The 24987-nt window shown below is 70.5% G+C and carries 25 protein-coding genes; 14 read left to right on the top strand and 11 right to left on the bottom strand.

Annotated features, from left to right (window positions below):
- Window positions 1-67 precede the first annotated feature (67 nt).
- Together L0984_RS15890 and L0984_RS15885 are read left to right on the top strand one after the other, a co-directional pair.
- Complete coding sequence (locus L0984_RS15890) at window positions 68-847, top strand: ABC transporter ATP-binding protein (RefSeq protein WP_370646048.1); 780 nt, start codon at window positions 68-70, stop codon at window positions 845-847.
- An 11-nt stretch (window positions 848-858) separates the two neighbouring features.
- On the top strand, window positions 859-2298 hold the full coding sequence (locus tag L0984_RS15885; RefSeq protein ID WP_234194586.1) for a mandelate racemase: 1440 nt from the start codon (window positions 859-861) through the stop codon (window positions 2296-2298).
- A gap of 5 nt (window positions 2299-2303) precedes the next feature.
- On the opposite strand, the gene L0984_RS15880 is transcribed toward L0984_RS15885, so the two are convergent.
- From L0984_RS15880 to ruvB, 5 genes are all read right to left on the bottom strand, one after another.
- Entirely contained in the window at window positions 2304-3113 is an 810-nt protein-coding gene (locus L0984_RS15880; protein ID WP_234195036.1) for an HAD-IIB family hydrolase, read from the bottom strand.
- 14 nt (window positions 3114-3127) lie between these two features.
- On the bottom strand, window positions 3128-4762 hold the full coding sequence (locus L0984_RS15875) for a peptide chain release factor 3 (protein WP_234194585.1): 1635 nt from the start codon (window positions 4760-4762) through the stop codon (window positions 3128-3130).
- Window positions 4763-4853: 91 nt separating this feature from the next.
- Entirely contained in the window at window positions 4854-5729 is an 876-nt protein-coding gene (locus L0984_RS15870; protein ID WP_234194584.1) for a UDP-2,3-diacylglucosamine diphosphatase, read from the bottom strand.
- Window positions 5730-5889: 160 nt separating this feature from the next.
- Complete coding sequence (gene dmeF / locus L0984_RS15865; protein WP_234194583.1) at window positions 5890-6882, bottom strand: CDF family Co(II)/Ni(II) efflux transporter DmeF; 993 nt, start codon at window positions 6880-6882, stop codon at window positions 5890-5892.
- A gap of 36 nt (window positions 6883-6918) precedes the next feature.
- Window positions 6919-7983 carry a Holliday junction branch migration DNA helicase RuvB gene (gene ruvB / locus L0984_RS15860; protein ID WP_234194582.1) on the bottom strand — a complete coding sequence of 355 codons (1065 nt, stop codon included), beginning with the start codon at window positions 7981-7983 and terminating at the stop codon, window positions 6919-6921.
- Between the two features lie 109 nt (window positions 7984-8092).
- Here ruvB and L0984_RS15855 point away from each other — a divergent pair, with 109 nt between their 5' ends.
- The 6 genes from L0984_RS15855 to L0984_RS15830 are packed head-to-tail and all read left to right on the top strand — an operon-like array spanning window position 8093 to window position 13953.
- Window positions 8093-8701 (top strand): CDP-alcohol phosphatidyltransferase family protein, encoded by a 609-nt coding sequence (locus L0984_RS15855; protein WP_234194581.1) that lies wholly within the window; start codon window positions 8093-8095, stop codon window positions 8699-8701.
- Window positions 8702-8746: 45 nt separating this feature from the next.
- Window positions 8747-10504 carry a bifunctional alpha/beta hydrolase/class I SAM-dependent methyltransferase gene (locus L0984_RS15850; RefSeq protein ID WP_234194580.1) on the top strand — a complete coding sequence of 586 codons (1758 nt, stop codon included), beginning with the start codon at window positions 8747-8749 and terminating at the stop codon, window positions 10502-10504.
- The gene (locus tag L0984_RS15845) at window positions 10501-11826 is read left to right on the top strand and encodes a phosphatase PAP2/dual specificity phosphatase family protein (protein ID WP_234194579.1); all 1326 of its coding nucleotides are present in this window, start codon (window positions 10501-10503) and stop codon (window positions 11824-11826) included. The genes L0984_RS15850 and L0984_RS15845 overlap by 4 nt, the downstream gene beginning before the upstream one ends.
- Window positions 11823-12308, top strand: coding sequence for a hypothetical protein (locus tag L0984_RS15840; protein ID WP_234194578.1), 486 nt, complete (start codon window positions 11823-11825; stop codon window positions 12306-12308). Before L0984_RS15845 ends, L0984_RS15840 begins: the two co-directional genes overlap by 4 nt.
- Window positions 12305-13009: a lysophospholipid acyltransferase family protein gene (locus L0984_RS15835; RefSeq protein WP_234194577.1), complete on the top strand. Its 705-nt coding sequence runs from the start codon at window positions 12305-12307 to the stop codon at window positions 13007-13009. The genes L0984_RS15840 and L0984_RS15835 overlap by 4 nt, the downstream gene beginning before the upstream one ends.
- Window positions 13006-13953: a phosphatidate cytidylyltransferase gene (locus L0984_RS15830; protein ID WP_234194576.1), complete on the top strand. Its 948-nt coding sequence runs from the start codon at window positions 13006-13008 to the stop codon at window positions 13951-13953. Before L0984_RS15835 ends, L0984_RS15830 begins: the two co-directional genes overlap by 4 nt.
- Before the next feature lie 139 nt (window positions 13954-14092).
- Here the strand turns inward: L0984_RS15830 and ruvA are convergent, their stop codons facing one another.
- Window positions 14093-14674: a Holliday junction branch migration protein RuvA gene (gene ruvA, locus L0984_RS15825; RefSeq protein ID WP_017761470.1), complete on the bottom strand. Its 582-nt coding sequence runs from the start codon at window positions 14672-14674 to the stop codon at window positions 14093-14095.
- Between the two features lie 48 nt (window positions 14675-14722).
- On the opposite strand from ruvA, the gene L0984_RS15820 reads away from it, so the two are divergent.
- Complete coding sequence (locus L0984_RS15820) at window positions 14723-15679, top strand: PhoH family protein (protein ID WP_234194575.1); 957 nt, start codon at window positions 14723-14725, stop codon at window positions 15677-15679.
- Window positions 15679-16140: an rRNA maturation RNase YbeY gene (gene ybeY, locus L0984_RS15815; protein WP_234194574.1), complete on the top strand. Its 462-nt coding sequence runs from the start codon at window positions 15679-15681 to the stop codon at window positions 16138-16140. Before L0984_RS15820 ends, ybeY begins: the two co-directional genes overlap by 1 nt.
- Window positions 16141-16317: 177 nt before the next feature.
- On the opposite strand, the gene dtd is transcribed toward ybeY, so the two are convergent.
- Both dtd and L0984_RS15805 read right to left on the bottom strand, forming a co-directional pair.
- Entirely contained in the window at window positions 16318-16758 is a 441-nt protein-coding gene (gene dtd, locus L0984_RS15810; protein ID WP_234194573.1) for a D-aminoacyl-tRNA deacylase, read from the bottom strand.
- Window positions 16755-17717, bottom strand: a complete 963-nt coding sequence (locus L0984_RS15805; RefSeq protein ID WP_234194572.1) for a cation diffusion facilitator family transporter — start codon at window positions 17715-17717, stop codon at window positions 16755-16757. Before L0984_RS15805 ends, dtd begins: the two co-directional genes overlap by 4 nt.
- A 103-nt stretch (window positions 17718-17820) precedes the next feature.
- On the opposite strand from L0984_RS15805, the gene L0984_RS15800 reads away from it, so the two are divergent.
- Both L0984_RS15800 and L0984_RS15795 read left to right on the top strand, forming a co-directional pair.
- Window positions 17821-18282 (top strand): FecR family protein, encoded by a 462-nt coding sequence (locus tag L0984_RS15800; RefSeq protein ID WP_234194571.1) that lies wholly within the window; start codon window positions 17821-17823, stop codon window positions 18280-18282.
- Window positions 18279-18899 carry an OmpA family protein gene (locus L0984_RS15795; RefSeq protein ID WP_234194570.1) on the top strand — a complete coding sequence of 207 codons (621 nt, stop codon included), beginning with the start codon at window positions 18279-18281 and terminating at the stop codon, window positions 18897-18899. Before L0984_RS15800 ends, L0984_RS15795 begins: the two co-directional genes overlap by 4 nt.
- Before the next feature lie 102 nt (window positions 18900-19001).
- Here L0984_RS15795 and tyrS read toward each other — a convergent pair whose 3' ends face one another.
- Window positions 19002-20234 carry a tyrosine--tRNA ligase gene (gene tyrS / locus L0984_RS15790; protein ID WP_234194569.1) on the bottom strand — a complete coding sequence of 411 codons (1233 nt, stop codon included), beginning with the start codon at window positions 20232-20234 and terminating at the stop codon, window positions 19002-19004.
- A gap of 165 nt (window positions 20235-20399) precedes the next feature.
- Here tyrS and L0984_RS15785 point away from each other — a divergent pair, with 165 nt between their 5' ends.
- Together L0984_RS15785 and L0984_RS15780 are read left to right on the top strand one after the other, a co-directional pair.
- A complete protein-coding gene (locus L0984_RS15785) occupies window positions 20400-21752 on the top strand; it encodes a M23 family metallopeptidase (protein ID WP_234195033.1) in 1353 nt (450 codons plus the stop codon).
- Window positions 21753-21858: 106 nt separating this feature from the next.
- Window positions 21859-22974 (top strand): anhydro-N-acetylmuramic acid kinase, encoded by a 1116-nt coding sequence (locus L0984_RS15780; protein WP_234194568.1) that lies wholly within the window; start codon window positions 21859-21861, stop codon window positions 22972-22974.
- Between the two features lie 87 nt (window positions 22975-23061).
- Here L0984_RS15780 and mdtD read toward each other — a convergent pair whose 3' ends face one another.
- Together mdtD and erpA are read right to left on the bottom strand one after the other, a co-directional pair.
- A complete protein-coding gene (mdtD, locus tag L0984_RS15775) occupies window positions 23062-24489 on the bottom strand; it encodes a multidrug transporter subunit MdtD (protein WP_255697420.1) in 1428 nt (475 codons plus the stop codon).
- 90 nt (window positions 24490-24579) lie between these two features.
- Window positions 24580-24954 (bottom strand): iron-sulfur cluster insertion protein ErpA, encoded by a 375-nt coding sequence (gene erpA / locus L0984_RS15770; protein WP_370646013.1) that lies wholly within the window; start codon window positions 24952-24954, stop codon window positions 24580-24582.
- Window positions 24955-24987: the final 33 nt, after the last annotated feature.

The following is a 24987-nucleotide window of genomic DNA, read 5'->3' as shown; positions in this document are numbered from 1 at the left end:
CTCCACCGCTTCCCCGCCGCCGGGCCCCGGCACGGCGCGGCCGCTGATCGAGGTCGACCATGCCGGCATGGTCTACCCCGCCGAAAGCGGCCCGGTGGAGGCGCTGCGCGACATCTCGCTGTCCATCCACGAAGGCGAGTTCGTCGCGCTGGTCGGGCCGAGCGGCTGCGGCAAGTCCACGCTCATGCGCGCCATGGCCGGGCTGCGGCCGGTGACCAGCGGGCAGGTGCGCGTGCAGGGCGTGCCGGTGGACAAGCCCATTCCGCAGGTGGGCATGGTCTTCCAGGCGGCGCTGCTGCTGAAGTGGCGCAGCGTGCTGGACAACGTGCTGCTGCCGGTGGAGCTCGCCGGCCTGGACCGTGCCCGCTACCGCGAGCGTGCGCATGAACTGCTGCGGCTGGTGGGGCTCGGCGACTTTGCCGGCAAGCGGCCCGGCGAGCTCTCCGGCGGCATGCAGCAGCGCGCTGCGATGTGCCGCGCACTCATCCTGGACCCGCCCATCCTGCTGATGGACGAGCCCTTCGGCGCGCTCGACGCCATGACGCGCGACGACATGAACCTGGAACTGCTGCGCATCTGGGGCCAGGACCAGCCCCGCGCCGCGCGCAAGACCATCGTCTTCGTGACGCACTCCATTCCCGAGGCCGTCTTCCTGGCCGACCGGGTGGTGGTGATGTCGCCACGCCCGGGCCGCGTGGCGGAGATCCACGACGTGCCCATCGCCCGCCCACGCACTGCCCGGACGCGGGCCACGCCCGAGCTGGGGCAACTGGCCTTCCGCATCTACACCGAGCTGTCGGGCAGCGCCGGCCGTGGCGACGAAGGCCGCGACGGGCCGCACTGGTAGGCGGCGCATCCATGGACGCGCCGCGCCTTCGCGTCACGGCGGTGGACCTGTTCGAGTCCACCTACCGCATGCGCTTGCCCTTCCGCTTCGGGGCCATCACGGTCACGGGCGGCCAGCAGGCCATCGTGCGGCTGCGCATCCGGCTGCCGGACGGCCGGGAAGGCGAAGGCTTCGCGGCCGACGCCCTGGCCGCCAAGTGGTTCGACAAGGATCCACGCCTGTCGGACGAGGACAACCAGCACCAGCTGCGCGCCTCGCTGCAGCAGGCGCGCGAGGCCTACCTGGCCGCGCCACCGCTGAGCGCCTTCGCCCTGTTCGCGCAGCACCACGGCCCCTTGCAGCAGGCCGGGGCACGCCGGGGACTCAATCCGCTGGTGGCCAGCTATGGGCCGGCCCTGCTCGACCGGGCGGTGCTCGACGCGCTGTGCCGGCTGGAAGGCGTCGGGCTCTGGCAGGCGCTGCACGCCAACCTGCCCGGCATCGAGGCCGCCCCCGTGGCGCCCGACCTGGCGCGGCTGGACCTGCCCGCCTTCCTGGCGGGGCAGCAACCGCTGCGGCGCCTGGCCGCTCGCCACACGGTGGGCCTGCTCGACCCGATCACCGCCGCGGACGTGACCGCCAGCGCCCAGGTGCACGACGGCCTGCCGCAGACGCTGGAAGCGGTGATCGCCGCCTACGGCAACCGGCACTTCAAGATCAAGCTCTCCGGCCAGCCCGGGGCCGACCTCCCGCGCCTGGGCCGCATCGCGGCGCTGCTCGACACCCAGCCGCCCGGCTGGGCCGTGACGCTGGACGGCAACGAGCAGTTCGAGGACGCGGCCGCCGTGATCGCGCTGTGGCGCCAGATGCGCGCCGATCCCGCGCTGGTGTCGCTGTGCGCCGCGGTGCGCTTCATCGAGCAGCCCATCGCCCGCGGCCGAGCGCTTGCCGCGCCGCTGCCGGACCTGCAGGGCCTGCCGCCGCTGCTCATCGACGAGTCGGACGGCGAACTGGACGCCTTCGTGCGCGCCCGCCAGCTGGGCTACCGCGGCGTCTCCACCAAGGCCTGCAAGGGCTTCTACAAGTCCATCCTGAACCGGGCGCGCTGCCTGCTGTGGAACGCCGCGAGCCCGGCCGACCCCTGCTTCATGTCGGCGGAAGACCTCACCACACTGCCGGGGCTGGCCCTGCAGCAGGACCTGGCCCTGGTCGCCTGGCTGGGCATCGGCGACGTGGAGCGCAATGCGCACCACTTCGTGGACGGATTCCAGGGCCGGCCGGCGGCCGAGGCGCAGGCCTTCCTGGCTGCACACCCCGACCTGTACCAGGCCACACCCGCCGGCCCGCGGCTTCGGATCGTGGACGGCGAACTGGCCGTCGGCTCGCTGGCGGCGGCCGGCTTCGGCACAACGGTGTCACCTACGCTGGACGACACGCCGGCGATGCCCGCGTCGGCTTGGCCGGCCGGCTGATCCGCTCAGCGCCGGGCCGCCAGCGCGGCGCGCGCCGCCTGCGCGAAGCCGGCGCCGCGTTCGCCCTCGGCCACGTAGTGCGGCAGGTGCGACAGGTGCGGCACGAAGCGCGCCACGTTGGCCACGCCGATGCTGTGGTCGAAGGCCTGGAACATCAGCGCGTCGTTGGTCGAATCGCCCACGTAGGCCCATTGGTCCATCTCGGCGCCCAGGTCGCGGCCCCAGAGTTCGCGCACGATCCAGCGCGCGCCCGAGAGCTTGTTGTGCTCGCCGTACCAGCCGTTGATGTGGATGCTGCTGACGGTGGCGTGCATGCCCTCGTGCCGCATGGCCATCACCACCTTGTCGATCTGCGCCTCGGACAGTTGCGTGAACTCGCTGTGGTCGATGGCGATGTCGCATTCGCGGCCCGCGCTGTCGGTGGCGCGGCGCGCGCCCGGGATGCTGGCCTCGATGTGCGCCAGCACGGCCTGCATGCGCGCGAAGTTGGCGGCGCGGGTGGCGGCGTCCTGCTGGTAGCGCTTGTGCAGTCTGCGCACACCGCCCGGCTGCCAGGTGCCTTCGGGCACCAGCGCCACGGCGCCGTTTTCGGCCACGATGGCATCGAGCGGCCAGCGGGCCGCGAAGGGCTCGCTCCAGCCCACGGGCCGGCCGGTGATGGCCACCACCTGCAGGCCGGCGGCCTGCAGGGCGGCCAGCGCATCCAGCGCTTCGGGCGTGATGGCGCCGTCGGTGGTCAGCGTGTCGTCGATGTCGGTGAACACGCCCACCAGGCCGCGGCGGGCGGCTTCGGGCCAGTCGGCCAGCGGCCGCATCGTCTCGTGCCCCATCAGCCGGCCGTCTGCAGCGCCAGGCCGGCGTGCTCGCGCAGCGGATGGAAGTGGATCTTGGGAAAGCGCTCCTGCGCCAGCCGCACGTCGTAGGGACTGGTGCAGAGGAAGGCCAGCGTGTCGGCGGCGTCGCGCGCCATGCGCATGGGGTAGGCGTTCTCGAACTCGCGCAGCTCGGCCGGCGTGTCGGCGGTGATCCAGCGCGCGCCGGTGTACTGGCAACCTTCGAGGCGGATGTCGCAGTCGTACTCGGTGTTCAGGCGGTGCTGCACCACCTCGAACTGCAGCTGGCCCACCGCGCCCAGCAGCATGTTGCCGCCGGCCTCGGGCTTGAAGACCTGGATGGCGCCCTCCTCGCCCAGCTGCATCAGGCCCTGCTGCAGCTGCTTGGTGCGCAGCGGGTTCTTGAGCACCACGGTCATGAACATCTCGGGCGCGAAGAAGGGCAGGCCGGTGAACTGCAGGCTGGCGCCGTCGGTGAGGGTGTCGCCCAGCTGCACGCCGCCGTGGGTGGTGAAGCCCACGATGTCGCCGGCATAGGCCTCTTCCACCGCCTCGCGGCGCTGGCTCATGAAGGTGACGACGCTGGTGGGACGCAGCTCCTTGGCGGTGCGCTGCACGCGCAGCTTCATGCCCGGCTGGTACTTGCCGGAGGCGATGCGCACGAAGGCGATGCGGTCGCGGTGGTTGGCGTCCATGTTGGCCTGCACCTTGAAGACGACGCCGGCGAAGTCCTTGTCCTCGGGCTGGATCTCCTTGACCACCGGCTGGCGGTTCACCAGCGTGGTGCTGGTACGCGGGCGCGGCGCGGGCGCAAGGTCCACCAGCGCGTCCAGCACTTCCATCACACCGAAGTTGTTGACGCCGGAGCCGAAGAACACGGGCGTCTGCTTGCCGGCGAGGAAGGCCTCGTGGTCCCACTCGGGCGAGGCGCCGGTGGCCAGCTCCATGCTCTCCAGGGCGCTGTCGAACTCGGCGCCGAAGCGGGCGCGCAGCCTGTCGGTGTCGCTGAGCGGAATGGTCTCGAAGTCCTGCGGGCGGCGCTCGCTGCCGGACTCGAACACCGTCATGGCCTGCGTGCGCAGGTTGATGATGCCGCCGAAGCTCTTGCCCTGGCCCACGGGCCAGGTCATGGGCACGCAGGGCATGCCCAGCTCGCGCTCCACCTCGTCGAGGATGTCCAGCGGCTCGCGCACCTCGCGGTCCATCTTGTTGACGAAGGTGATGATGGGCGTGTCGCGCTGGCGGCAGACCTCGATCAGCCGGCGGGTCTGCGATTCCACGCCGTTGGCGGCGTCGATGACCATCAGGGCCGAGTCCACGGCCGTGAGCACGCGGTAGGTGTCTTCGGAGAAGTCCTTGTGGCCGGGCGTGTCGAGCAGGTTGACCACATGCTCGCGGTAGCTCATCTGCATGACCGAGCTGGCCACCGAGATGCCGCGCTGCTTTTCGATCTCCATCCAGTCGGAGGTCGCATGCCGGCTCGCCTTGCGGCCCTTGACGGCGCCGGCGATCTGGATCGCGCCCGAGAACAGCAGCAGCTTTTCCGTCAGCGTGGTCTTGCCCGCGTCGGGGTGGGAAATGATGGCGAAGGTGCGACGGCGGCGCGTTTCGGCGGCGTAGGGAGAGGACACAGGCGGGCTCCAGGGCAACCCGCCATTTTCGCAGACGGCAGCGCGCCCGCCGTGCGGACCGGGGCTTTGGGGCGGCGCTCGCGCCGGGCGATCAGCCCAGGGCCGGCAGGGCCTGCGCCGCGCGGCGGCCCTGCTGGCGCACGCGGGGCGTCCAGTCCACCAGCGCCAGCCGGCCGTCGGCATGCTCGGCCAGCGCCGTCAGGCTCTCGACCCAGTCGCCGTCGTTGCAGTACAGGATGCCGTCGATCTCGCGCATCTCCGCATGGTGGATGTGGCCGCAGACCACGCCCTGCATGCCGCGGCGCTCGGCCTCGCGGGCCACCGCCTGCTCGAAGTCGCCCATGTAGCTCACGGCGCGCTTGACCTTGTGCTTGAGGTACTTGGACAGCGACCAGTAGGGCAGGCCGATGCGCGCGCGCAGCGAATTGAAGTGCCGGTTCAGGCGCAGCGTGAATTCGTAGAGCGAGTCGCCCACGTAGGCCAGCCACTTGGCGCACTGGATGACGCCGTCGAACAGGTCGCCGTGGATCACCCAGAGCTTGCGGCCGTCGGCCGTCTCGTGCACCCATTCGTCGGCCACCTCGATGCCGCCGAAGTTGTGGTGCAGGTACTTGCGCGCGAATTCGTCGTGGTTGCCCGGGATGAAGATCACCCGCGTGCCCTTGCGCGCCTTGCGCAGCAGCTTCTGCACCACGTCGTTGTGGGCCTGCGGCCAGTACCAGTGGCGCTTGAGCTGCCAGCCGTCGACGATGTCGCCGACCAGGTACAGCGTCTCGCACTCGGTGTTCTTCAGGAAGTCGAGCAGGGCATTGGCCTGGCAGCCGGGCGTGCCCAGGTGCAGGTCGGAGATCCACAGCGTGCGAAAGCGCAGCACGGGGCGCTCGCCCCCGCCTTCGTCCTCGCCGGCATCGGACAGGCGACCGGCGTTGTCTTGCCAGGCGCGCAGGAAGGCGTCGTCGCGTTGCATGGACCGGCAGCATCGGCGCGGCGCATGACGGCAGCATGGCGGTGGCGTGACGACGATGTGACGTCGGGGCCTACTGTCTCGACGCCAACGGCAGGTGCCAGGTCGCCGTCGCCCGGCGTGATGCGAAGCGGCGGCGCGACCGGACCCGCCGATGCGCGGCTCAGGCGCTGCAGCGCTGCACTTCCACGGTGGAGTGCCGGATCTCCTCGTGCATGGAGAAGCAGGCGCGCACGCCATCCGCGTCCAGCGTGGTCGAATGTGTGACGACCGTCACCGCGCAGGCGTAGGCGCCGCGGCCCACGCGCCAGACATGCAGGTCGGCCACGCGGGTGTGCGAATCGGCCAAGCCGGTCTCGATGCCCTCGCGGATCTCCTCGGTGACGGGATGGTCCATCTCGCGGTCCAGCAGCACGGCGCTGGTCTGGCGCAGGAGGCTGCGCGCCCAGTTGGCCACCAGCACCGCGCCCACCACGCCCATCACCGGGTCGAGCCAAGCCCAGCCCAGGAACCAGCCGCCCAGCAGCGCGGCGATGGCCAGCACCGAGGTGGCGGCATCGGCCAGCACGTGCAGGTAGGCCGAGCGCAGGTTCAGGTCGTGGTGGTGGCCGTGGTCATGGCCATGGTCGTGTCCGTGCCCGCCGTGACCGTGCCCATGCCCGCCGCGTGCGTGGCCATGGCCGTGTCCGTGGTCATGCCCGTGCGCGCCGGCCAGCAGCCAGGCGCACAGCAGGTTCACCGCCAGGCCAAGGGCCGCCACGATCACCGCCTCGCGGTAATGAATCGGCTCCGGCGACCACAGCCGCTCCAGCGAGCCGAAGACCATCAGGCCCGCGACCACCAGCAGGAAGACCGCGCTGGCAAAGCCGCCCAGCACCTCGATCTTCCAGGTGCCGAAGGCGAAGCGCCGGTCGCGCGCCAGGCGGCGCGCCGCGGTGTAGGCGAAGGCACTGACGCCGATGGCCACCGCATGCGAGCTCATGTGCCAGCCGTCGGCCAGCAGCGCCATGGAGTTGAACCACCAGCCGGCGGCGATCTCCATGACCATCGCGGCGGCGGTGATGGCGAGCACCCAGCGGGTGCTGCGCTCGGCGGCGGGGTTGCCAGTGTCGAACTGGTGGCTGTGCTGCCAGGGGCTGAGGTCGTGGGTGTGCATGGCGGCGGCGATTCTGGCAGCCGCCCCGCCGTCCGGCTAGCCGCCGAACAAGTCCCCGTCGGCGATGCGGCTGCTGGGCGCCGCCACGCCGAGGTGGCGGTAGGCCGCCAGCGTGGCGATGCGCCCGCGCGGCGTGCGCTGCAGGTAGCCCTGCTGGATCAGGTAGGGCTCGATCACGTCTTCGATGGTGCCGGACTCCTCGCCGATGCTGGCGCCGATGTTGTCCAGGCCCACCGGACCGCCGTCGAAGCGGTGGATCACCGCTTCCAGCAGCTTGCGGTCCATCAGGTCGAAGCCTTCGGGGTCGACGTCGAGCATGGCCAGCGCCTTGTGCGCGATGGACTGGGTGATGCGGCCATCGCCCTTCACGTCGGCATAGTCGCGCACACGGCGCAGCAGCCGGTTGGCGATGCGGGGCGTGCCGCGCGAGCGGCGGGCGATCTCGAAGGCGCCCTCGGGGTCGATGGGCGCGTTGAGCAGGCCGGCGCTGCGGGTGACGATGAGCGTGAGCTCGTCGGCCGTGTAGAACTCCAGCCGCGCCACGATGCCGAAGCGGTCGCGCAGCGGGTTGGTCAGCATGCCGGCGCGCGTGGTGGCGCCCACCAGCGTGAAGGGCTGCAGGTCGAGCTTGATGCTGCGCGCCGCCGGCCCCTCGCCGATCATGATGTCGATCTGGTAGTCCTCGAGCGCGGGGTACAGGATTTCCTCGACGACCGGCGAGAGCCGGTGGATCTCGTCGATGAAGAGCACATCGTTGGGCTCGAGGTTGGTCAGCAGCGCGGCCAGGTCCTTGGGCTTTTCGAGCACCGGCCCGCTGGTCTGGCGCAGGTTGACGCCCAGTTCGGCCGCGACGATGTGCGACAGCGTGGTCTTGCCCAGGCCCGGCGGGCCGAAGAGCAGCACATGGTCGAGCGCCTCGCGCCGCTTGCGGGCGGCACCGATGAAGATCTCGAGCTGCTCGCGCACCTTGGCCTGGCCCACGTATTCCTGCAGCAGCTTGGGCCGCAGGGCGCGTTCGATGGCTTCTTCGTTGGGCGAGGCGGGGGCCGCGGACACCACGCGCTGCGGTACCGGGGCGAAGTCGTCGGTGTGGATGGACATGTCGCGGGGGGAAGCGGCGGATTGTAGGCGGCGCCTGCCGCGGCCGGGACGCGGTCAGCCTGCATTCAGGCGGCAGAATCGACCGCTCCTGCCGCTCACCGTCAACACCTTGTCCATCTACCAGCTCAAGCCCCGCTTCCAGGCCCTGCTCCGCCCCCTGGTCCAACGCCTCGCCCGCGCGGGGGTCACGGCCAACCAGGTCACGATGGCGGCCTGCCTCGTCTCCGTGGCGCTCGGCCTGTGGCTGTTCTGGACCGCCCCCTCCCGCGCGGCCTTCGCGCTGGTGCCGCTCTGGATGCTGGTGCGCATGGCCTTCAATGCCGTGGACGGCATGCTGGCACGCGAGCACGGCCAGCAGAGCGCGCTGGGCGCCTTCCTCAACGAGCTGACGGACGTGGTGTCCGACGCGGCGCTGTACCTGCCCTTCGCCCTGGTCGCGCCCTTCTCGGGCTTCTGGGTGGGCGTGGTGATCGTGCTGGCGGGCCTGTCCGAGTTCGCGGGCGCGCTGGGGCCGACGGTCGGCGCCAGCCGCCGCTACGACGGGCCGATGGGCAAGAGCGACCGCGCCTTCGTGTTCGGCGCATTGGGGCTGTACGTGGCCCTGGGCTGGCCGCTGCCGGCCGCGGCGGCCTGGCTGATGCCACTGCTGGCCCTGGCCGTGGGCTGGACGGTGGTGCGCCGCGTGCGCGCCGCCCTGGCCGAGCGCACCGCCGGATGAGCCGGCGCCGATGAGTTTCACAACAACCCCGGGGACGAATCACGCATGACGGCCACACCACGCATCGCCGAGGAACTGCATTTCCAGACGCACGACGGCGAATCGCTCTTCTATCGCCATTGGCCTGCCACCGGCAGCGCGCGCCGTGGGGCGGTCCTGCTCTTCCACCGCGGCCATGAGCATGGCGCCCGCATGGCCCACCTGGTGGACGAGCTGGACCTGCCCGACTTCGACTTCTTCGCCTGGGATGCCCGCGGCCATGGCCGCTCGCCGGGCCAGCGCGGCCACAGCCCCAGCTTCGCGCACTCGGTGCGCGACGTGCAGACCTTCGTCGAGCACATCGCCGCGCAGCACGGCGTGGCCGAGCAGGACATGCACGTCGTGGCCCAGAGCGTGGGCGCCGTGCTGATCTCGACCTGGGCACACGACTACGCGCCCAAGGTCCGCGGCCTCACGCTCGCCTCGCCGGCCTTCAAGGTCAAGCTCTACGTGCCCTTCGCGCGGCCCGGCCTCGCACTCATGCACAGGCTGCGCGGGCTGTTCTTCGTCAACAGCTACGTCAAGCCGAAGTTCCTCACGCACGACCCGGCGCGCATCGCCAGCTACCAGGTCGACCCGCTGATCACGCGGCCCATCGCCGTCAACATCCTGCTCGACCTGTACGAGGCCGCCGAGCGCGTGGTCGACGACGCTCAGGCCATCGTGCTGCCGACGCAGTTGCTGATCTCCGGTGCCGACTGGGTGGTGCACCACGGGCCGCAGCATCGCTTCTTCGACCGGCTGGGCAGCCGGGTGAAAGAGAAGCTGGAGCTGCCCGGCTTCTTCCACGACACGCTGGGCGAGCGCGACCGGGCCAGCGCCGTGGCCGCGGTGCGCGGCTTCATCCTGCGGCTCTTCGACGCGCCGCCCGCGCCGGTCGACCTGCGCACGGCCGACCGCCAGGGCTTCACGGCCGACGAGGCCCGGGCACTTGCGGCCCCGCTGCCGGCGCTGTCGCCGCGCGGGCTGTACTGGGCCGCCACGCGCGCCGGGCTGCGCCTGGGCGGCCGGCTGTCCCGTGGCATCGCCCTGGGCCATGCGACCGGCTTCGATTCCGGCAGCACGCTGGACTACGTCTACCGCAACGAGGCGGCGGGTGCACCGCCGGTGGGCCGGCTGGTGGACCGGACCTACCTCGACTCCATCGGCTGGCGCGGCATCCGCCAGCGCAAGCTGCATGTCGAAGAGCTGCTGCGCGAAGCCATGGGCCGGCTTGCCCACGAAGGCCGCGAGGTGCGGCTGATGGACATCGCGGCCGGCCATGGCCGCTATGTGCTCGATGCCGCGGCAGGCAGCGCCGTCGCGCCCACGTCGATCCTGCTGCGCGACTACAGCGACATCAACGTGCGCGATGGGCAACGGCTCATCGCCCAGCGTGGCCTGCAGGACATCGCACGCTTCGTGCAGGCCGATGCCTTCGACCGCGCGAGCCTGGCGGCCGTCACGCCGCGACCCACGCTGGCCGTGGTGTCGGGGCTGTACGAGCTGTTCCCCGACAACGACATGGTGGCCCGCTCGCTGGCCGGCGTGGCCGATGCCGTGGAGTCCGGCGGCTACCTGGTCTACACCGGCCAGCCCTGGCATCCGCAGCTGGAGATGATCGCCCGGGCGCTCACCAGCCACCGCCAGGGCCAGGCCTGGGTGATGCGCCGGCGCACGCAGGCCGAGATGGACCAGCTGGTGGAAGCCGCGGGCTTTCGCAAGATCGCCCAGCGCGTGGACCGTTGGGGCATCTTCACCGTCTCGCTCGCGCAGAAGGCATGAAGCGGCCCTGGAAGCGCGCCCTCGCCTGGCTGGCCCTGCTGGGGCCCTTCTTCTACCTGAGCTACGGCCTAGCCAACTGGTGGGCCGGCACGCGGGCCCATGTGCCCTCGGTGGTGTTCGACTGGGAGCGGGGCCTGCCCTTCTGGGCCTGGACCATCTTTCCGTACTGGTCGATCAATGCCTTCTATGCGCTGTCGCTGTTCCTCGGACGCACGCGGCATCTCGTGGACCGGCATGCGGCGCGGCTGCTGACGGCGCAGGTCGTGGCCGTCGGCTGCTTCGTGCTCTGGCCGCTGGGCTTCAGCTTCGGGCAGCCGGCGGTCCAGGGCGCGCCCGCCTTCCTGTTCGAAGCGCTGCGCGGCTTCGACAAGCCCTTCAACCAGGCGCCCTCGCTGCACATCGCGCTGGCCGTGATCCTGTGGGACTGGTACCGGCAGCTCGTCCGCCCGCGCTGGGCGCGCGCGGTGCTGCACGTGTGGACGCTGCTGATCTGCGCCTCGGTGCTGACCACCTACCAGCACCACTTCATCGACATCCCGACCGGCGCGCTGCTGGGCCTGCTGTGCGTGTGGCTGTGGCCGCTGGAGCGGCAGGTGGCGCTGCCGCGCGCCTGGCGGTGGGCGCGGGATGCCGCGCGCTGGCGGCTGGCCGGCGCCTACGCCGTGGGCGCCCTGCTGTGCCTGGCCCTGGCGCTGCAGGGGGGCGGATGGCTCCTGTGGCTGGGCTGGCCCGCCGCGTCGCTGGCCCTGGTGGCGCTGAACTACGCCGGCCTCGGCGCGCGCGGCTTCCGCATGGACCGGCATGGCCGCATGCATTACGCCGCGCGCTGGCTCCTGGGCCCCTACCGGGCCGCGGCCGCCGTCAACGCGTGGGCCTGGACGCGCAAGCTGCCCGCCCGCGCGGAGGTGACGCCGGGCTTGTGGCTGGGACGCCTCCCCTCCAAGGCGGAGTGGCAGGCCGCCGGCCGGCCGCGGCTGCTGAGCCTGTGCGCCGAGCTGCAACTGCCGCGCGTGCCGGGCGCCCGCTGCGTGCCGATGCTGGACCTCGCCACGCCCTCGCCAGCGCGGCTGCGTCGGGCCGTCGAGGTGCTGGAAGGCCAGCGGCGGTCCGGCGACGGCGCCGTGTGGGTCTGCTGCGCGCTGGGCTTTTCGCGCAGTGCTGCGACAGTCGTGGGCTGGCTGCTGCGGCACGGCGGTGCGTCCGAGCCGGCCGCGGCGGAGGCGATGGTCCGGCGCGCGCGGCCGCAGATCGTGCTGCGTGCGCCGTGGCGGGCAGCGCTGTCGGCCGTGCAGCACGCCGAACCATCGCCGCGCCAGCCATGACCCTGCCGTCGTCCCCCCCTGATCCGCAGGCACGCAGCCGCTGCGCCGCCCTGGCCGCGCGGCTGGCCGCCCAGCGACCCGTGGCCGCCTGGAGCCTGCTGCTGTCGGCCGCCTGCCTCCTTGCCCTGGCGGCGGTCGCCGCCGGACGGGCCATGCCGGCCAGCCGCCTGTGCCTTGCCGCCTGGTCGCTCGGCGCGATGCTCGGCTTGGCCGAACGCTACCTGGCGCTGCGCCTGCGCCTGGACGAGGGCCTGTTCGCGGCCCTCGGCCGCGGCGCCCTGCCCGACCTGGCCGCGCTGGACGACGCGCTGGCCTGGGTGGGCCTGCGCCCCGCGTCGCCGGGCACCCCACGCCCGCTGGACGAGCGCCTGCGCGGCACGCAGGCCCTGATGCGCCGGCATCTGGGCGTCGTGCTGCTGCAGACCCTCTGCGTCCTGATCGCCCTCATCGCCGGCCTCCACGCCGGTCTGCCTTCGTCATGAACGACATCCTCGACTCCGACACACCGCCCGCGCGCGTCCTGCTGCGGCAGGCTGGCGCCTTCGTTGCCGCCCGGACCATCGTGCTGGTCGCCAACCTGCTCACGGGTGTACGCGCCATCTGGAGCGGCACCACGCCGGTGGCCGAGACCACGCTGTACTTCGCCAACCATTCGAGCCATGGCGACTTCGTGCTGGTCTGGGCCACGCTGCCGCCCGACCTGCGGGCCATCACCCGGCCCGTCGCGGGGCAGGACTACTGGCTGGCCTCGCGGCTGCGTCGCTTCATCGGCCAGGACGTGTTCAATGCGCTGATGATCCGCCGCGACGGCAGCGGTGCGGCGGGCGGCGCGGCCACCAATCCCGTGGAGCAGATGGTGCAGGCGCTGGAGGCCGGCGATTCGCTGATCATGTTTCCAGAGGGCACGCGCAACACGGGCGATGCGGTGATGCTGCCGCTCAAGAGCGGACTCTTCCACATCGCCCGCGCCTGTCCACGCGTGCGGCTGGTGCCGGTGTGGATCGAGAACCTCAAGCGCGTGCTGCCCAAGGGGCAACTGGTGCCGGTGCCGCTGGCCTGCTCGGTGCGCTACGGCGCGCCGGTGGTGCTGGCCGACGGCGAGGACAAGGCCGCCTTCCTGGCGCGCGCGCAGCAGGCCATGCTGGACCTGCGGCCGGACCATGACAAAGCGGAGGAACGATGAGCCCCATCACCCACACCACCCTGATGCTCTTCGGCGGCGTGGCCGGCGTGCTGGTGCTCGCCTCGGCCATCGGCGCGCTGCTCAAGTGGCGCGTGGCCCACGGCGCGCCCCATTCGGTCATCGACAACCTCAACGCCCGGGTCAACGCCTGGTGGGTGATGGTGGCCGTGATCGGCATCGCCTTCGCCTTCGGCAAACTGGGCGTGATCCTGCTGTTCTACCTGGTCTCGTTCTACGCGCTGCGCGAGTTCCTGAGCCTGACCTATACCCGGCGCGGCGACCACCTGGCCATGGCCGCCGCCTTCTACGTGGCGCTGCCGGTGCAGTACTTCCTGGTCTGGATCGAGTGGTACGGCATGTTCGCCATCTTCATCCCGGTGGAAGTGTTCCTCATCCTGCCCATCCTGTCGGCCCTGGGCGGCGACACGCAGCGCTTTCTGGAGCGCACGTCCAAGGTGCAGTGGGGCCTGATGGTCTGTGTGTTCTGCATCAGCCATGTGCCGGCGCTGCTGACGCTGAACATTCCCGGCTTCGAGGGGCGCAACCTGCTGCTGATCGCCTTCCTGGTGATCGTGGTGCAGGGCAGCGACGTGTTGCAGTACGTGTGGGGCAAGCTCATGGGCAAGCGCAAGGTGGCGCCGGAACTGTCGCCCTCCAAGACCTGGGAAGGGCTCATCGGCGGCGTGGCCAGCGCCACGCTGCTGGGCGCGGCGCTGTGGTGGGCCACGCCCTTCGCGCCCTGGCAGGCGGCGCTCATGGCCTTCATGATCTGCGTGATGGGCTTCTTCGGCGGGCTGGTGATGTCCGCCATCAAGCGCGACCGCGGCGTGAAGGACTGGGGCACCATGATCGAGGGCCATGGCGGCATGCTGGACCGGCTGGATTCGGTGATCTTTGCGGCCCCGATGTACTTCCACGCATTGCATTACTGGTGGGTGCCATGACCCCCCCAGGCTGCGCGCTTCGCGCTCCGCCTCCTCCTCAAGGGGGCACATCCAGCGGCCCGGCAAAGCCGGTTCCGCGGCTGTTCGCGCGTGGCCTGCTCCGCGGCCTTCCGAGCAAAAGTCAGCGGGAACTCAACGCTTACTTCGCCAGCGCCTTCAGCGCCATCTTGATGCCCTCGCTCACGCCCACGTCCTTGGGCAGGGCCTTGAGGGCGGCGGCGCCTTCCTTGTCGTTGTAGCCCAGCGCCAGCAGGGCCTGCAGGATGTCGGCCTGGGCGTCGCTGGCGGGCTGGGCGGCAGCGCCGGCGGTGCCCACGGCGTCGCCCAGCTTGCCCTTGAGCTCCAGCAGCAGCCGTTCGGCGGTCTTCTTGCCGATGCCGGGAATCTTCACCAGCCGGCCCGGCTCCTGCAGCGCGATGGCCTGCACCAGCTCGCCCACGCTCAGGCCCGACAGGATGCCCAGCGCCGTGCGCGGCCCCACGCCGGCGATCTTGATCAGCTGCCTAAAGGCCGCACGTTCTTCCGCCGAGGCGAAGCCGTAGAGAATCTGCGCATCCTCGCGCACGATGAAATGCGTGAGCAGCGAGACCTTCGCGCCCACCTGCGGCAGGTTGTAGAAGGTGCTCATCGGCACGTCCACCTCATAGCCCACGCCGCCGCAGTCGATCACGATCTGCGGCGGGTTGCGTTCGGCCAGGGTTCCGGTGAGTTTTCCTATCATGACTTGCTTGCCGATCCTTCGATTCCATCTGCCAGAGAAAAAAGCCGCGTGATTCTCCGCCACAGCTTCACCCCCGCGAACAACACCCGCCTGGCCCACCTGTGCGGCCCCATGGACGCGCACCTGCGCCGTATCGAGGAGGCGCTGGAGGTCAAGATCGCCCACCGCCACGAGGTGTTCAAGATCGACGGTCCCAAGGCCCGCGCAGAGCGCGCGCTGGAGGTGCTACAGGCCCTCTACGAAATCGCCAGGCATCCGCTCGATGCCGCCATGGTGCAGCTCACCCTGGCCGGCGACGGCCAGATGGCCGAGGCCGAGGACGGCGCGCTCACGCTCGCCACCCGCCGCGGTGACCTGCGCGCGCGCACGCCCAACCAGAGCGTGTACCTCGACAACATCGCCAACCACGACATCACCTTCGGCATCGGCCCGGCCGGCACCGGCAAGACCTACCTGGCGGTGGCCTGCGCGGTCGATGCGCTGGAGCGCAGCAGCGTGCAGCGCATCGTGCTCACCCGCCCGGCGGTGGAGGCCGGCGAGCGCCTGGGCTTCCTGCCCGGCGATCTGTCGCAGAAGGTCGACCCCTACCTGCGCCCGCTCTACGACGCGCTGTACGACCTGATGGGTTTCGAGAAGGTCACCAAGGCCTTCGAGCGCAACGCGCTGGAGATCGCGCCCCTGGCCTTCATGCGCGGGCGCACGCTCAACAACGCCTTCGTCATCCTCGACGAGGCGCAGAACACCACGCCCGAACAGATGAAGATGTTCCTGACCCGCATCGGCTTCGGCAGCAAGTGTGTGGTGACGGGCGACATCAGCCAGATCGACCTGCCCAAGACGCAGACCAGCGGCCTGGTGGAGGCCGAGCGCGTGCTGCGCCGGGTGCAGGGCCTGGCGTTCACCCGCTTCGACACCGGCGACGTGGTGCGGCATCCGCTGGTGGCGCGCATCGTCGATGCCTACGACGCCTCCCGCAAGCGCAGCAGCAGCGCGAAGGCCGAGTGATGGCGATGCCGCCCCTTGCCCTGTCGCTGCAGTTCGGCCGCATCGACGCACTGGCGCGCCACCGCGCCGCCCTGCCCCGCCACCGCGTGGCCCGCTGCATCCGACATGCGCTGGACGCGCCCGGCGAGATCACCGTGCGCATCGTGGACGCCGAGGAAGGCCAGCAGCTCAACCGCGAGTTCCGCGGCAAGGACTACGCGACCAACGTGCTGACCTTCGACTATGCGCAGTCGCCGATGGTGATGGCCGACCTGGTGCTGTGCGCGCCCGTCGTGGCCCGCGAAGCGAAGGAGCTGGGCGTGACCCTGGCCGCCCATTACGCGCACCTGCTGGTGCACGGCACGCTGCATGCGCAGGGCTGGGACCACGAGACCGGCGACGAGGACGCCGAAGCGATGGAAGCGCGCGAGATCGAGATCCTGGCCGGGCTGGGCGTGCGCAATCCGTATCGGGGTCGCTGAACGGCGCGATGCCAGTCCGTTGACCCGTTCGCCCTGAGCTTGTCGAAGGGCTTGCGCCAAGCTTCGACAAGCTCAGCCCGAACGGACCTTGGTCAATCGACTGGCATTGCGCTGACGGCGCGCCTTTCACAGACCCGCTTGAACAACAGTCTGAGGCCCACAGCCCCAGCTCGGCTTTCAGCACATGTCGATGGGGATGGTGACCGGCCCGTCGTTGACCAGGTGCACCTGCATGTCGGCCCCGAAGCGCCCGGTCGCCACCACCGGATGCAGCGCACGGGCGCGCTCGACGAACGCGTCGTAGAGCCGCCGCCCCTCGTCCGGCGGGGCGGCGCCCGTGAAGCTCGGCCGGTTGCCGCCGCGCACGTCCGCCGCCAGCGTGAACTGGCTGACGATCAGCAGCCCGCCATCCACGTCCTGCACGCTGCGGTTCATCTTGCCGAACTCGTCCGAGAAGATGCGCAACTTCAGGATCTTGGCCAGCAGGCGCTCGCCCACGGCCTCGGTGTCGCCCGGCTCGGCGCAGACCAGCACGAGCAGGCCTGGGCCGATGGCGCCCGCCACCTCGCCGGCGATTTCCACGCGCGCCTCGCGCACCCGCTGCAGCAGCGCCTTCACGGCAGCACCCGGCCGACCGGATCGCGGTCCTGCGCCAGCGCGGCCCGCGATTCGAATTTCAGCGGCAGCAGCTGGATGGTCACCCGCAGGTTGGGCAGCACCGCCATCAATGCCCGCTCGACGTCGTCCCGCATCAGCGCGGCGCGGCGCAGCGTCCAGCCGCCGGGCAGGTGCATGTGCAGGTCGGCAAAACAGCGGCGGCCGGCACGGCGGGTCACGAGGTGGTCGAAGCGCAGCTCGGTCTCGGCCGGTGTCTCGGCGGCAATGCGATCGAGCACCGACTGCAGCAGCGCCTGGTCGGCCGGCGCCAGCGCCTCGTCCATCAGGCCCTGGGCCGAGCGCCAGACCAGCTGCCCCCCCTCCCAGATGATGTTGATCGCCACCCCGATGGCTAGCAGCGGATCGAGCCACAGCCAGCCGGTGAAGCCCACGGCGATCACGCCGATGATCACGGCGACGGAGGTCCACACATCCGTCATCAGGTGCCGGCCATCGGCCTCGAGCGCGATGGAGTTGTGCTTCTTGGCCGCGCGGAACAGCAGCCAGGCCAGCCCGCCGTTGAAAGCCGAACTCACGGCCGACAGCACCAGGCCCCAGCTCAGTTGCTCCAGCGGCTGGGGATTGAGCAGCCGGTGCGCCGCCGCGCCGCCGATGCCCAGCGCGGCGCCGACGATCAGCACGCCCTCGAAGCCGGACGAGAAGTACTCCGCCTTGTGGTGGCCGTAGGGATGCTCGTCATCGGCCGGCCGCGCCGCCACCGTCACCATGCTGAGCGCGAACACCGCGCTGGCCAGGTTGACGAAGGACTCCATCGCATCGGAGATCAGGCCCATCGAATGGGTCACGTAGCCGGCGATGCTCTTGAGCAGGATGGTGACCAGCGCGACCCCGATGGACAGCTTCAGCAGGTTGCGCGGCTGCCAAAGTGGCGAATCGTCACCGATAGGGAAATATTTCATGTTCTTTGTCAAAAACTCTACTGAACGCGCCACAGAGCGCCGCGGGGCGCGCCCTATCATGCGCGGTTTTCTTTAGCGCCAGATTAAGGTCATGAGACAGAGGATGCTTCAAGGCCTGCTCGCCGCCGCTGCCCTGTGCGCCGGCATTGTGGGCCCGGCCCAGGCGCAGGACGCCGTGAGCGGCGGACACGCCGGCTTCATCAAATCGGTCCAGGGGCAGGTCCTCATCGTGAACGCGGCCGGGCAATCGCAGGCCGCCCAGGCGGGCAGCACGCTGCGTGCCAGCGACCGCGTCGAGACGGACGCGCAAGGCGCCGCCGGCCTCGTGCTGCGGGATGGCACCACCCTGGTCGTCGGCCCCGCCTCGCGCGTGGACCTGCGCGACTACCGCTTCGACAGCACCACGCAGGACGGCAACCTGCTGGTCGGCCTGCTGCGGGGCTCGCTGCGCATGATCAGCGGCCTGCTGGGCAAGGCCCATCCGGAAGCGGTACGCGTGGAGACGCAGACGGCCACGATCGGCATCCGAGGGACGGACTTCATCGTGTCCGCCGAGGCCCCATGATGCGCCGCCCGCTCACCCTGCTGCGTTGGACCGTTCCCGCCGTGGCCGTGCTGCTCGCGGCCTGCGCGGCGCCACCGCCGCCCTCCACCCGCGTGGTGCTGCTGCCGCAGGACGACGGCACGCCGTCCGCGGTGGTCGTGAAGACGGCTGGCGGGCAGCAGCGGCTGGACAAGCCGTACGAACGCGCCTCGGTGGTCGCCACCAGCCAGCCGCCGGTGGTCGACACCACCGATGCGGCGACGGTGCAGGCCCGCAACCCCAGCCTGTTCTCGATGCGGCCCGCCCGGCCGCAGCGCTACGTGCTGTTCTTCGACACCGGCGGCACGCGCCTGGCCGCGCAATCGCAGCGCGACCTCGATGCACTGCTGGGCGACGCCCTGGCCCGGCCGGGCGCCGACCTGGTCATCACCGGCTATACCGACACCCGGGGTGCGGCGGCTGCCAACGACACGCTGTCGCTGGCCCGGGCACAGATGGTGCGGCAGATGCTGATCCAGCGCGGCTTCGCGCAGGAACGCATCGAAGCCGCCGGACGCGGCGAGCGCGAACTGGCCGTGCCCACGGCCGACGAGGTGGACGAGCCGCGCAACCGGCGCGTGGTGGTCGATCTGCGCTGAAAGCCCCGGGCGCTTCTTGGCAGCGCCCGCCCGGCCGCCTGACGCGCAGCCGGCGTGGCCGACGCATGGAAGCAGGCGTGCCGGTCGGCACGCCTGAAACGGTCAGGCCAGCAGCACCCGCGCGAACTTGCGCTTGCCCACCTGCACCACGTAGCTTCCGGCCTCCAGCTTGAGCCCCTTGTCGCTCACCACGCTGGAGTCCACCCGCACGCCGCCGCCGTCGATCAGGCGGTTGCCCTCCGAAGTGGACGCCGCGAGCCCCGCCTGCTTGAGCACATGGGCGATGCCCAGCGGCGCACCGCTGATCTGCACCTCGGGGATCTCGTCCGGCACGCCGCCGCGACTGCGGTTGATGAAGTCCTGCTCGGCCGCATCGGCCGCCTGGGCGCTGTGGAAGCGGGCCGTGATCTCCTTGGCCAGCATCACCTTGGCGTCCTTGGGATTGCGCCCGCCATCGACCTCGGCCTTGAGCGCGGCAATCTCCTTCAACGAGCGGAAGCTCAGCAGCGTGAACCACTTCCACATCAGTTCGTCCGAGATCGACAGGACCTTGGCGAACATGGTGTTCGGCGCCTCGCTGATGCCGATGTAGTTGTTCTTGCTCTTCGACATCTTCTCGACGCCGTCGAGCCCTTCGAGCAGCGGCATGGTCAGGATGCACTGCGGCTCCTGGCCATATTCCTGCTGCAGGTGGCGACCCACCAGCAGGTTGAACTTCTGGTCGGTGCCGCCGAGCTCCAGGTCGCTCTTGAGTGCCACCGAGTCGTAGCCCTGCATCAACGGGTACAGGAACTCGTGCACCGAGATCGACTGGCCGGCCTTGAAGCGCTTGGTGAAGTCGTCGCGCTCCATCATGCGCGCCACCGTGTACTTGGCCGCCAACTGGATCATGCCGCGCGCGCCCAGCGGGTCGCTCCATTCGGAGTTGTAGCGAATCTCGGTGCGGGCCGGGTCCAGCACCAGGCTGGCCTGGCGGTAGTAGGTCTGCGCGTTTTCCTCGATCTGCTCGCGCGTCAGGGGCGGGCGGGTGCTGTTGCGGCCCGAAGGGTCGCCGATCAGGGTGGTGAAGTCGCCGATCAGGAAGATCACCTGGTGGCCCAGGTCCTGCAGCTGGCGCATCTTGTTGAGCACCACGGTGTGGCCGATGTGGATGTCGGGCGCCGTCGGGTCCAGGCCCAGCTTGATGCGCAGCGGCTGGCCGGTCTTTTCGGCGCGCTGCAGCTTGCGGACCCACTCGTCCTGAGGCAGCAGTTCGTCGGCGCCTCGCAGCGAAATTTCGAGCGCTTGTCCTACACCATCCGATAGTGTTTGACCAATAGGAGACTGGGGATTCATTGCGATTTTGAGGGGCGGAAACAACACACGCCGCTATACTCCGCCGGGTTTTGCGCTGTGCATTCTACGCAGCGCCTCTTTTCGCCCCGCCCTGGCATCAGCGCTCACCTACAGCGCTGCAGGGCGGCCGCCGAACCCGAGCCCTGGATTCCTACGTTGTCGAAACTGATCAACGGCATTCTGGCCGCCGAGGAAGCGTTTGCGTCTCGCGTGGCCCTGGTCATCCGGACCCATCCCCGCCATCTCACCGCCGCCGTCGCCGCGATGCTGATGACCGCCGGCGGCGGCGCCTTCGCCGTCGCCTCACTGGGCCCCGATGCCGCGGATCTGCCGATCCGCCAAGTCCTCGAAACCGTCACCCCTGTCTCTGTCGAAAGCCAGAGCCAGGCCCTCGACGGCTACAGCTTCACCCTCTTCCGCACCGAATCCACCCGCGCCAGCGACACGGCGGACGCCCTGCTCGGCCGCCTCGGCGTGAACGATCCGGCGGCCGCCGCTTTCGTGCGCGGTAACAGCGAGGCGCGCGCCGCCATGCTCAGCCGCGTGGGCCGCACCGTCTCCGCCGAGATCGGCCAGGACGGCCGCCTGCACCGCCTGTCGGCTCGCTGGGTGCCCGACAACGCGGGTGGTTTCCGCCGCATCACGATGCAGCCGGACGGCGCCAGCTTCGCCGTGCGCAGCGAGGCCGAGACGCTGGACGTCAACCAGCGCGTGGCCGGCGGCACCATCCAGAGTTCGCTCTTCGCCGCCACCGACGCCGCAGGCATCCCCGACGCCGTGGCCAGCCAGTTGGCGGACATCTTCTCGGGCGACGTGGACTTCCGCCAGTTGCGCAAGGGCGATCGTTTCGCCGTGCAGTACGAAAGCCTGGAAGCCGATGGCCAGGCCATGCGCACCGGCCGCGTCCTGGCCGCCGAATTCGAGACCGGCGGCAAGGTGCACCAGGCCATGTGGTTCGAGCCGGCCGGCCAGAAGGGCGGCTACTACCGCTTCGACGGTGAAAGCCTGCGCCGCGCGTACCTGGCGTCGCCGGTCGAGTTCACCCGCGTGTCCAGCGGTTTCGCGATGCGGCTGCACCCCATCCTCAACAGCTGGCGGCAGCACACCGGCACCGATTTCGCCGCACCGCCCGGCACGCCGGTGCGCACGGTGGGCGACGGCACGGTCGATTTCGCCGGCTGGCAGAACGGCTACGGCAACATCGTCATCATCAACCACCGGAACCGCCAACAGACGGCCTACGCGCACCTCAGCCGCATCGACGTCAAGGCGGGGCAGTCGGTGAGCCAGGGGCAGCGCGTGGGCGCGGTGGGCTCCACCGGCTGGGCCACGGGCCCGCACCTGCATTTCGAGTTCCGCATCGACGGCCAGTACTTCGATCCGCAGCGCATGCTGGCCGAGCAGGATGGCGGCACGCCGATTCCCGCCTCCGCCCGCGCGGCCTTCGCCAAGGCCATGGGTGCGGCGCGCACCGAACTCGCCGCCGCCAGCGCGGTGCTGCAGGCCCGCGCGGACTGACGACGGCACGGCGGCCTGCCCCGAACCGGCGGCCGGGCCCCATTTCCCCTCCAAGCAGCGCCGGCCCTCCGGCGCTTTTTTTCTTGGCGACATTCGAGAACCCCGCATGACGGCGCTTTTCATCGGCCTGATGTCCGGCACTTCCCTCGACGGCGTGGACGGCGTGATCGCCGCCTTCGACGGCGGCGTGACGGTGCATGCCCATGCGAGCGTCGACTTCGACGCCGCCCTGCGCGCCGAACTGCTGGCGCTGAACCAGCCGCAGGGCGTGGACGAGCTGCACCGCGCCGCGCTCGCCGCCAACGGGCTGGCGCGCCACTACGCTGCGGTGGTGCGGCAACTGCTCGATCGGACCGGCCTGGCCGCAGGCTCGGTCCGCGCTGTGGGCGCCCATGGCCAGACGGTGCGCCACCGGCCGGGCGCCTTCGACGGCACGGGCTACACGTTGCAGCTGAACAATCCGGCCCTGCTGGCCGAACTGACGGGCCTGCCCGTGGCCTGCGACTTCCGCTCGCGCGACGTCGCAGCGGGCGGCCAGGGCGCCCCGCTGGTGCCGGCCTTCCATGCCGCGCTGTTCGGTTGCCCCGGGGAGGTCCGTGCGGCACTCAACCTGGGCGGCATTGCCAATCTGAGCCTGCTGCCGGGCGACGACGGGCCCGTGCGTGGCTTCGACTGCGGCCCGGCCAACGCCCTGCTCGACCACTGGTGCCAATTGCATCGCGGTACTGCCTTCGATGCCGCAGGTGCCTGGGCCGCGTCGGGGACGGTCCGCCCCGCGCTGCTCCAGCGCCTGCTGGCCGAGCCCTACTTCGCCCACCCCATCCCCAAGAGCACGGGGCGCGACCTGTTCCATCCGCAATGGCTCGCGCAGCACCTGCACGCCGACGACCTGGCCGCGGATCCGCGCGATGTGCAGGCCACCCTGGCGGAGCTGACGGCCCGCAGTTGCGCCGACGCGCTGCGCCTGCATGCGCCGGACGTCCGGCGGCTGATCGTCTGCGGCGGCGGCGCCGCCAATGAAGACCTGATGCGCCGCCTCGCGCTGCACCTGCCCGGGGTTGCCGTCGACAACTCCGCCGCGCACGGCCTGCCGGCCCAGCAGGTCGAGGCCACGGCCTTCGCCTGGCTGGCGCAGCGGCTCTTGGCCGGCGAGCCCGGCAATCTGCCGACGGTCACGGGCGCCCGCGGCCTGCGAGTGCTCGGCGCGCTCTACCCGGCCTGACTGCCGGCGCGGCCGCGTCGACCCGACGAGGGCCAGCCCCCGGAAAGCGCCGACCATTGATCGCAGCGGCCGGGCGGCCGCCCGGCCTCAATGGCGGCCGGCTGCGTCGGGCTCTTCGAGTTGGGGCGAGCGCGCCTCGGGCGGCACCTGCCAGAAGATGAAGGCCGAGGCCACGGTCACCAGCCCCACCGTCACGAAGGTGGCCTGGAAGGCCGGCAGGGCATGGTCGCCGAAGGTGCCGCTGAAGCCCGACAGCACCGCGCCGGCCATGGCCACACCCAGGCTCATCGCCAGCATCTGCACCATCGAGAACAGGCTGTTGCCGCTGCTGGCGCTGGCACCGTCCAGGTCCTTGAGCGTGAGCGTGTTCATGGCGGTGAACTGCAGCGAATTGAAAGCGCCGAACAGGGCGAACTGCAGCAGCCGCAGCCACAGCGGCTCCCCCGGCGACGCCAGCGCAAAGCTGGTCATGAGCAGCCCGATGATGCAGGTGTTGGCCGTCAGCAGGTTGCGGTAGCCGAAGCGCAGGATCAGTTGCGCGGCCACCCGCTTCATGCCCATGCCGGCGAGGGCCGTCGGCAGCATCATCATGCCGGCCTGCATGGGCGAATAGTCCAGCGACACCTGCAGCGACAGCGGAATCAGGAAGGGCATGGCGCCGCTGCCCAACCGGCAGAACAGGTTGCCCAGCAACCCGACCGAGAGGGTCCGCACCTGGAAGAGGTGGGTCGAAAACAGCGGGGCCGGATGCCGGACCGCATGCAACCAATAGGCCACCACCGCGGAGAAGCCGAACACCGCCATCACCAGGGCGCCCGCGTGCCCCATGCCCGTGGCACCTTCGATGGCCAGCGACAAGGTGGCCATGCCGAAAGCCAGCAGCACGTAGCCCAGCAGATCGAAGCGCCCGGGTGCATCGGCCCGCACGTCGGGCATGAAGCGCTGGGTGGCGGCCAGACCGAGCAGACCCACCGGCAGGTTGATCAGGAAGACCCAGTGCCACGAGGCGTACTCGACCAGCCAGCCACCCAACGTCGGACCGAGCAGCGGCCCGATCAGGCCGGGAATCGCCACGAAACTCATGGCCTGCAGGAACTGGGCGCGGGGAAAGGTGCGCAGCACCGTCAACCGCCCCACCGGCAGGAGCAGCGCACCGCCCAGGCCCTGCAGCACCCGCGCCGCCACCAGCTCGCCCAGGTGCCGCGATGCCGCACAGGCCAGCGAGCCGAGCGTGAACAGGGCGATGGCCACCATGAACATCCGCCGCGTGCCGAAGCGATCGGCCAGCCAGCCCGAGGCCGGAATCAGCAAGGCCATGGTCAGCGAATAGGACACGACCACGGACTGCATGCGTAGCGGACTTTCGCCCAGCGCACGCGCCATCGACGGCAGCGCCGTGTTGATGATGGTGGCATCCAGCGTCTGCATGAAGAAGCCGATGGCCACCAGCCACAGCAGGATGCGTTGCGAGGTGTCGGTGGCCGCAGGGGCGGCTTCGGGTCGGGAGGCGGTCAAGGGCGGGCTCGGGCGCAAAGGGAAACAAAAAGCCGCCCGAAGGCGGCTTTCATGGCGGCGACAGATGTTGTTGTCGCACGGTGCGGCGGATCAGACCGAGAAGCTCGAACCGCAGCCGCAGGTGGTGGTCGCGTTGGGGTTCTTGATCACGAACTGGGCGCCCTGCAGATCTTCCTTGTAGTCGATCTCGGCGCCGACCAGGTACTGGTAGCTCATGGCATCGATGAGCAGCGACACGCCGTTCTTGGTCATCGTCGTGTCGTCCTCGTTGGTCACCTCGTCGAAGGTGAAGCCGTACTGGAAGCCGGAGCAGCCGCCGCCCTGGACGAACACACGCAGCTTCAGGTCGGGATTGCCTTCCTCGGCGATCAGGTCGGCCACCTTGGCGGCGGCGGAATCGGTGAACACGATCGGCTCGGGCATCGCCTGCACGGCGGGCGCGGTGGTTTCGGCAACTGCGGTCATGGGGTATCTCCGTGGAGGGCCGAACCCGGCGGG

Origin of the sequence: Pseudacidovorax sp. NFM-22 (assembly GCF_021401245.1) — a bacterium.
GTDB lineage: Bacteria > Pseudomonadota > Gammaproteobacteria > Burkholderiales > Burkholderiaceae_C > Xenophilus.
The sequence above is the reverse complement of the archived record's forward strand: the minus strand, read 5'-3'. Positions and strand labels throughout refer to the sequence as shown.

What these genes read in the sequence shown, in the direction of transcription:
- L0984_RS15890 (WP_370646048.1), top strand. Translation starts at nt 68, where the DNA reads ATGGTCTACCCCGCCGAAAGCGGCCCGGTGGAGGCGCTGCGCGACATC.
- L0984_RS15845 (WP_234194579.1), top strand. Translation starts at nt 10,501, where the DNA reads ATGAAGCGGCCCTGGAAGCGCGCCCTCGCCTGGCTGGCCCTGCTGGGG.
- L0984_RS15870 (WP_234194584.1), bottom strand. Translation starts at nt 5,729, where the DNA reads ATGCAACGCGACGACGCCTTCCTGCGCGCCTGGCAAGACAACGCCGGT.
- dmeF (WP_234194583.1), bottom strand. Translation starts at nt 6,882, where the DNA reads ATGCACACCCACGACCTCAGCCCCTGGCAGCACAGCCACCAGTTCGAC.
- ruvA (WP_017761470.1), bottom strand. Translation starts at nt 14,674, where the DNA reads ATGATAGGAAAACTCACCGGAACCCTGGCCGAACGCAACCCGCCGCAG.
- L0984_RS15795 (WP_234194570.1), top strand. Translation starts at nt 18,279, where the DNA reads ATGATGCGCCGCCCGCTCACCCTGCTGCGTTGGACCGTTCCCGCCGTG.
- L0984_RS15780 (WP_234194568.1), top strand. Translation starts at nt 21,859, where the DNA reads ATGACGGCGCTTTTCATCGGCCTGATGTCCGGCACTTCCCTCGACGGC.
- ruvB (WP_234194582.1), bottom strand. Translation starts at nt 7,983, where the DNA reads ATGTCCATCCACACCGACGACTTCGCCCCGGTACCGCAGCGCGTGGTG.
- L0984_RS15830 (WP_234194576.1), top strand. Translation starts at nt 13,006, where the DNA reads ATGAGCCCCATCACCCACACCACCCTGATGCTCTTCGGCGGCGTGGCC.
- L0984_RS15800 (WP_234194571.1), top strand. Translation starts at nt 17,821, where the DNA reads ATGCTTCAAGGCCTGCTCGCCGCCGCTGCCCTGTGCGCCGGCATTGTG.
- L0984_RS15835 (WP_234194577.1), top strand. Translation starts at nt 12,305, where the DNA reads ATGAACGACATCCTCGACTCCGACACACCGCCCGCGCGCGTCCTGCTG.
- L0984_RS15805 (WP_234194572.1), bottom strand. Translation starts at nt 17,717, where the DNA reads ATGAAATATTTCCCTATCGGTGACGATTCGCCACTTTGGCAGCCGCGC.
- L0984_RS15880 (WP_234195036.1), bottom strand. Translation starts at nt 3,113, where the DNA reads ATGCGGCCGCTGGCCGACTGGCCCGAAGCCGCCCGCCGCGGCCTGGTG.
- ybeY (WP_234194574.1), top strand. Translation starts at nt 15,679, where the DNA reads ATGGCGATGCCGCCCCTTGCCCTGTCGCTGCAGTTCGGCCGCATCGAC.
- tyrS (WP_234194569.1), bottom strand. Translation starts at nt 20,234, where the DNA reads ATGAATCCCCAGTCTCCTATTGGTCAAACACTATCGGATGGTGTAGGA.
- L0984_RS15840 (WP_234194578.1), top strand. Translation starts at nt 11,823, where the DNA reads ATGACCCTGCCGTCGTCCCCCCCTGATCCGCAGGCACGCAGCCGCTGC.
- L0984_RS15885 (WP_234194586.1), top strand. Translation starts at nt 859, where the DNA reads ATGGACGCGCCGCGCCTTCGCGTCACGGCGGTGGACCTGTTCGAGTCC.
- erpA (WP_370646013.1), bottom strand. Translation starts at nt 24,954, where the DNA reads ATGACCGCAGTTGCCGAAACCACCGCGCCCGCCGTGCAGGCGATGCCC.
- L0984_RS15850 (WP_234194580.1), top strand. Translation starts at nt 8,747, where the DNA reads ATGACGGCCACACCACGCATCGCCGAGGAACTGCATTTCCAGACGCAC.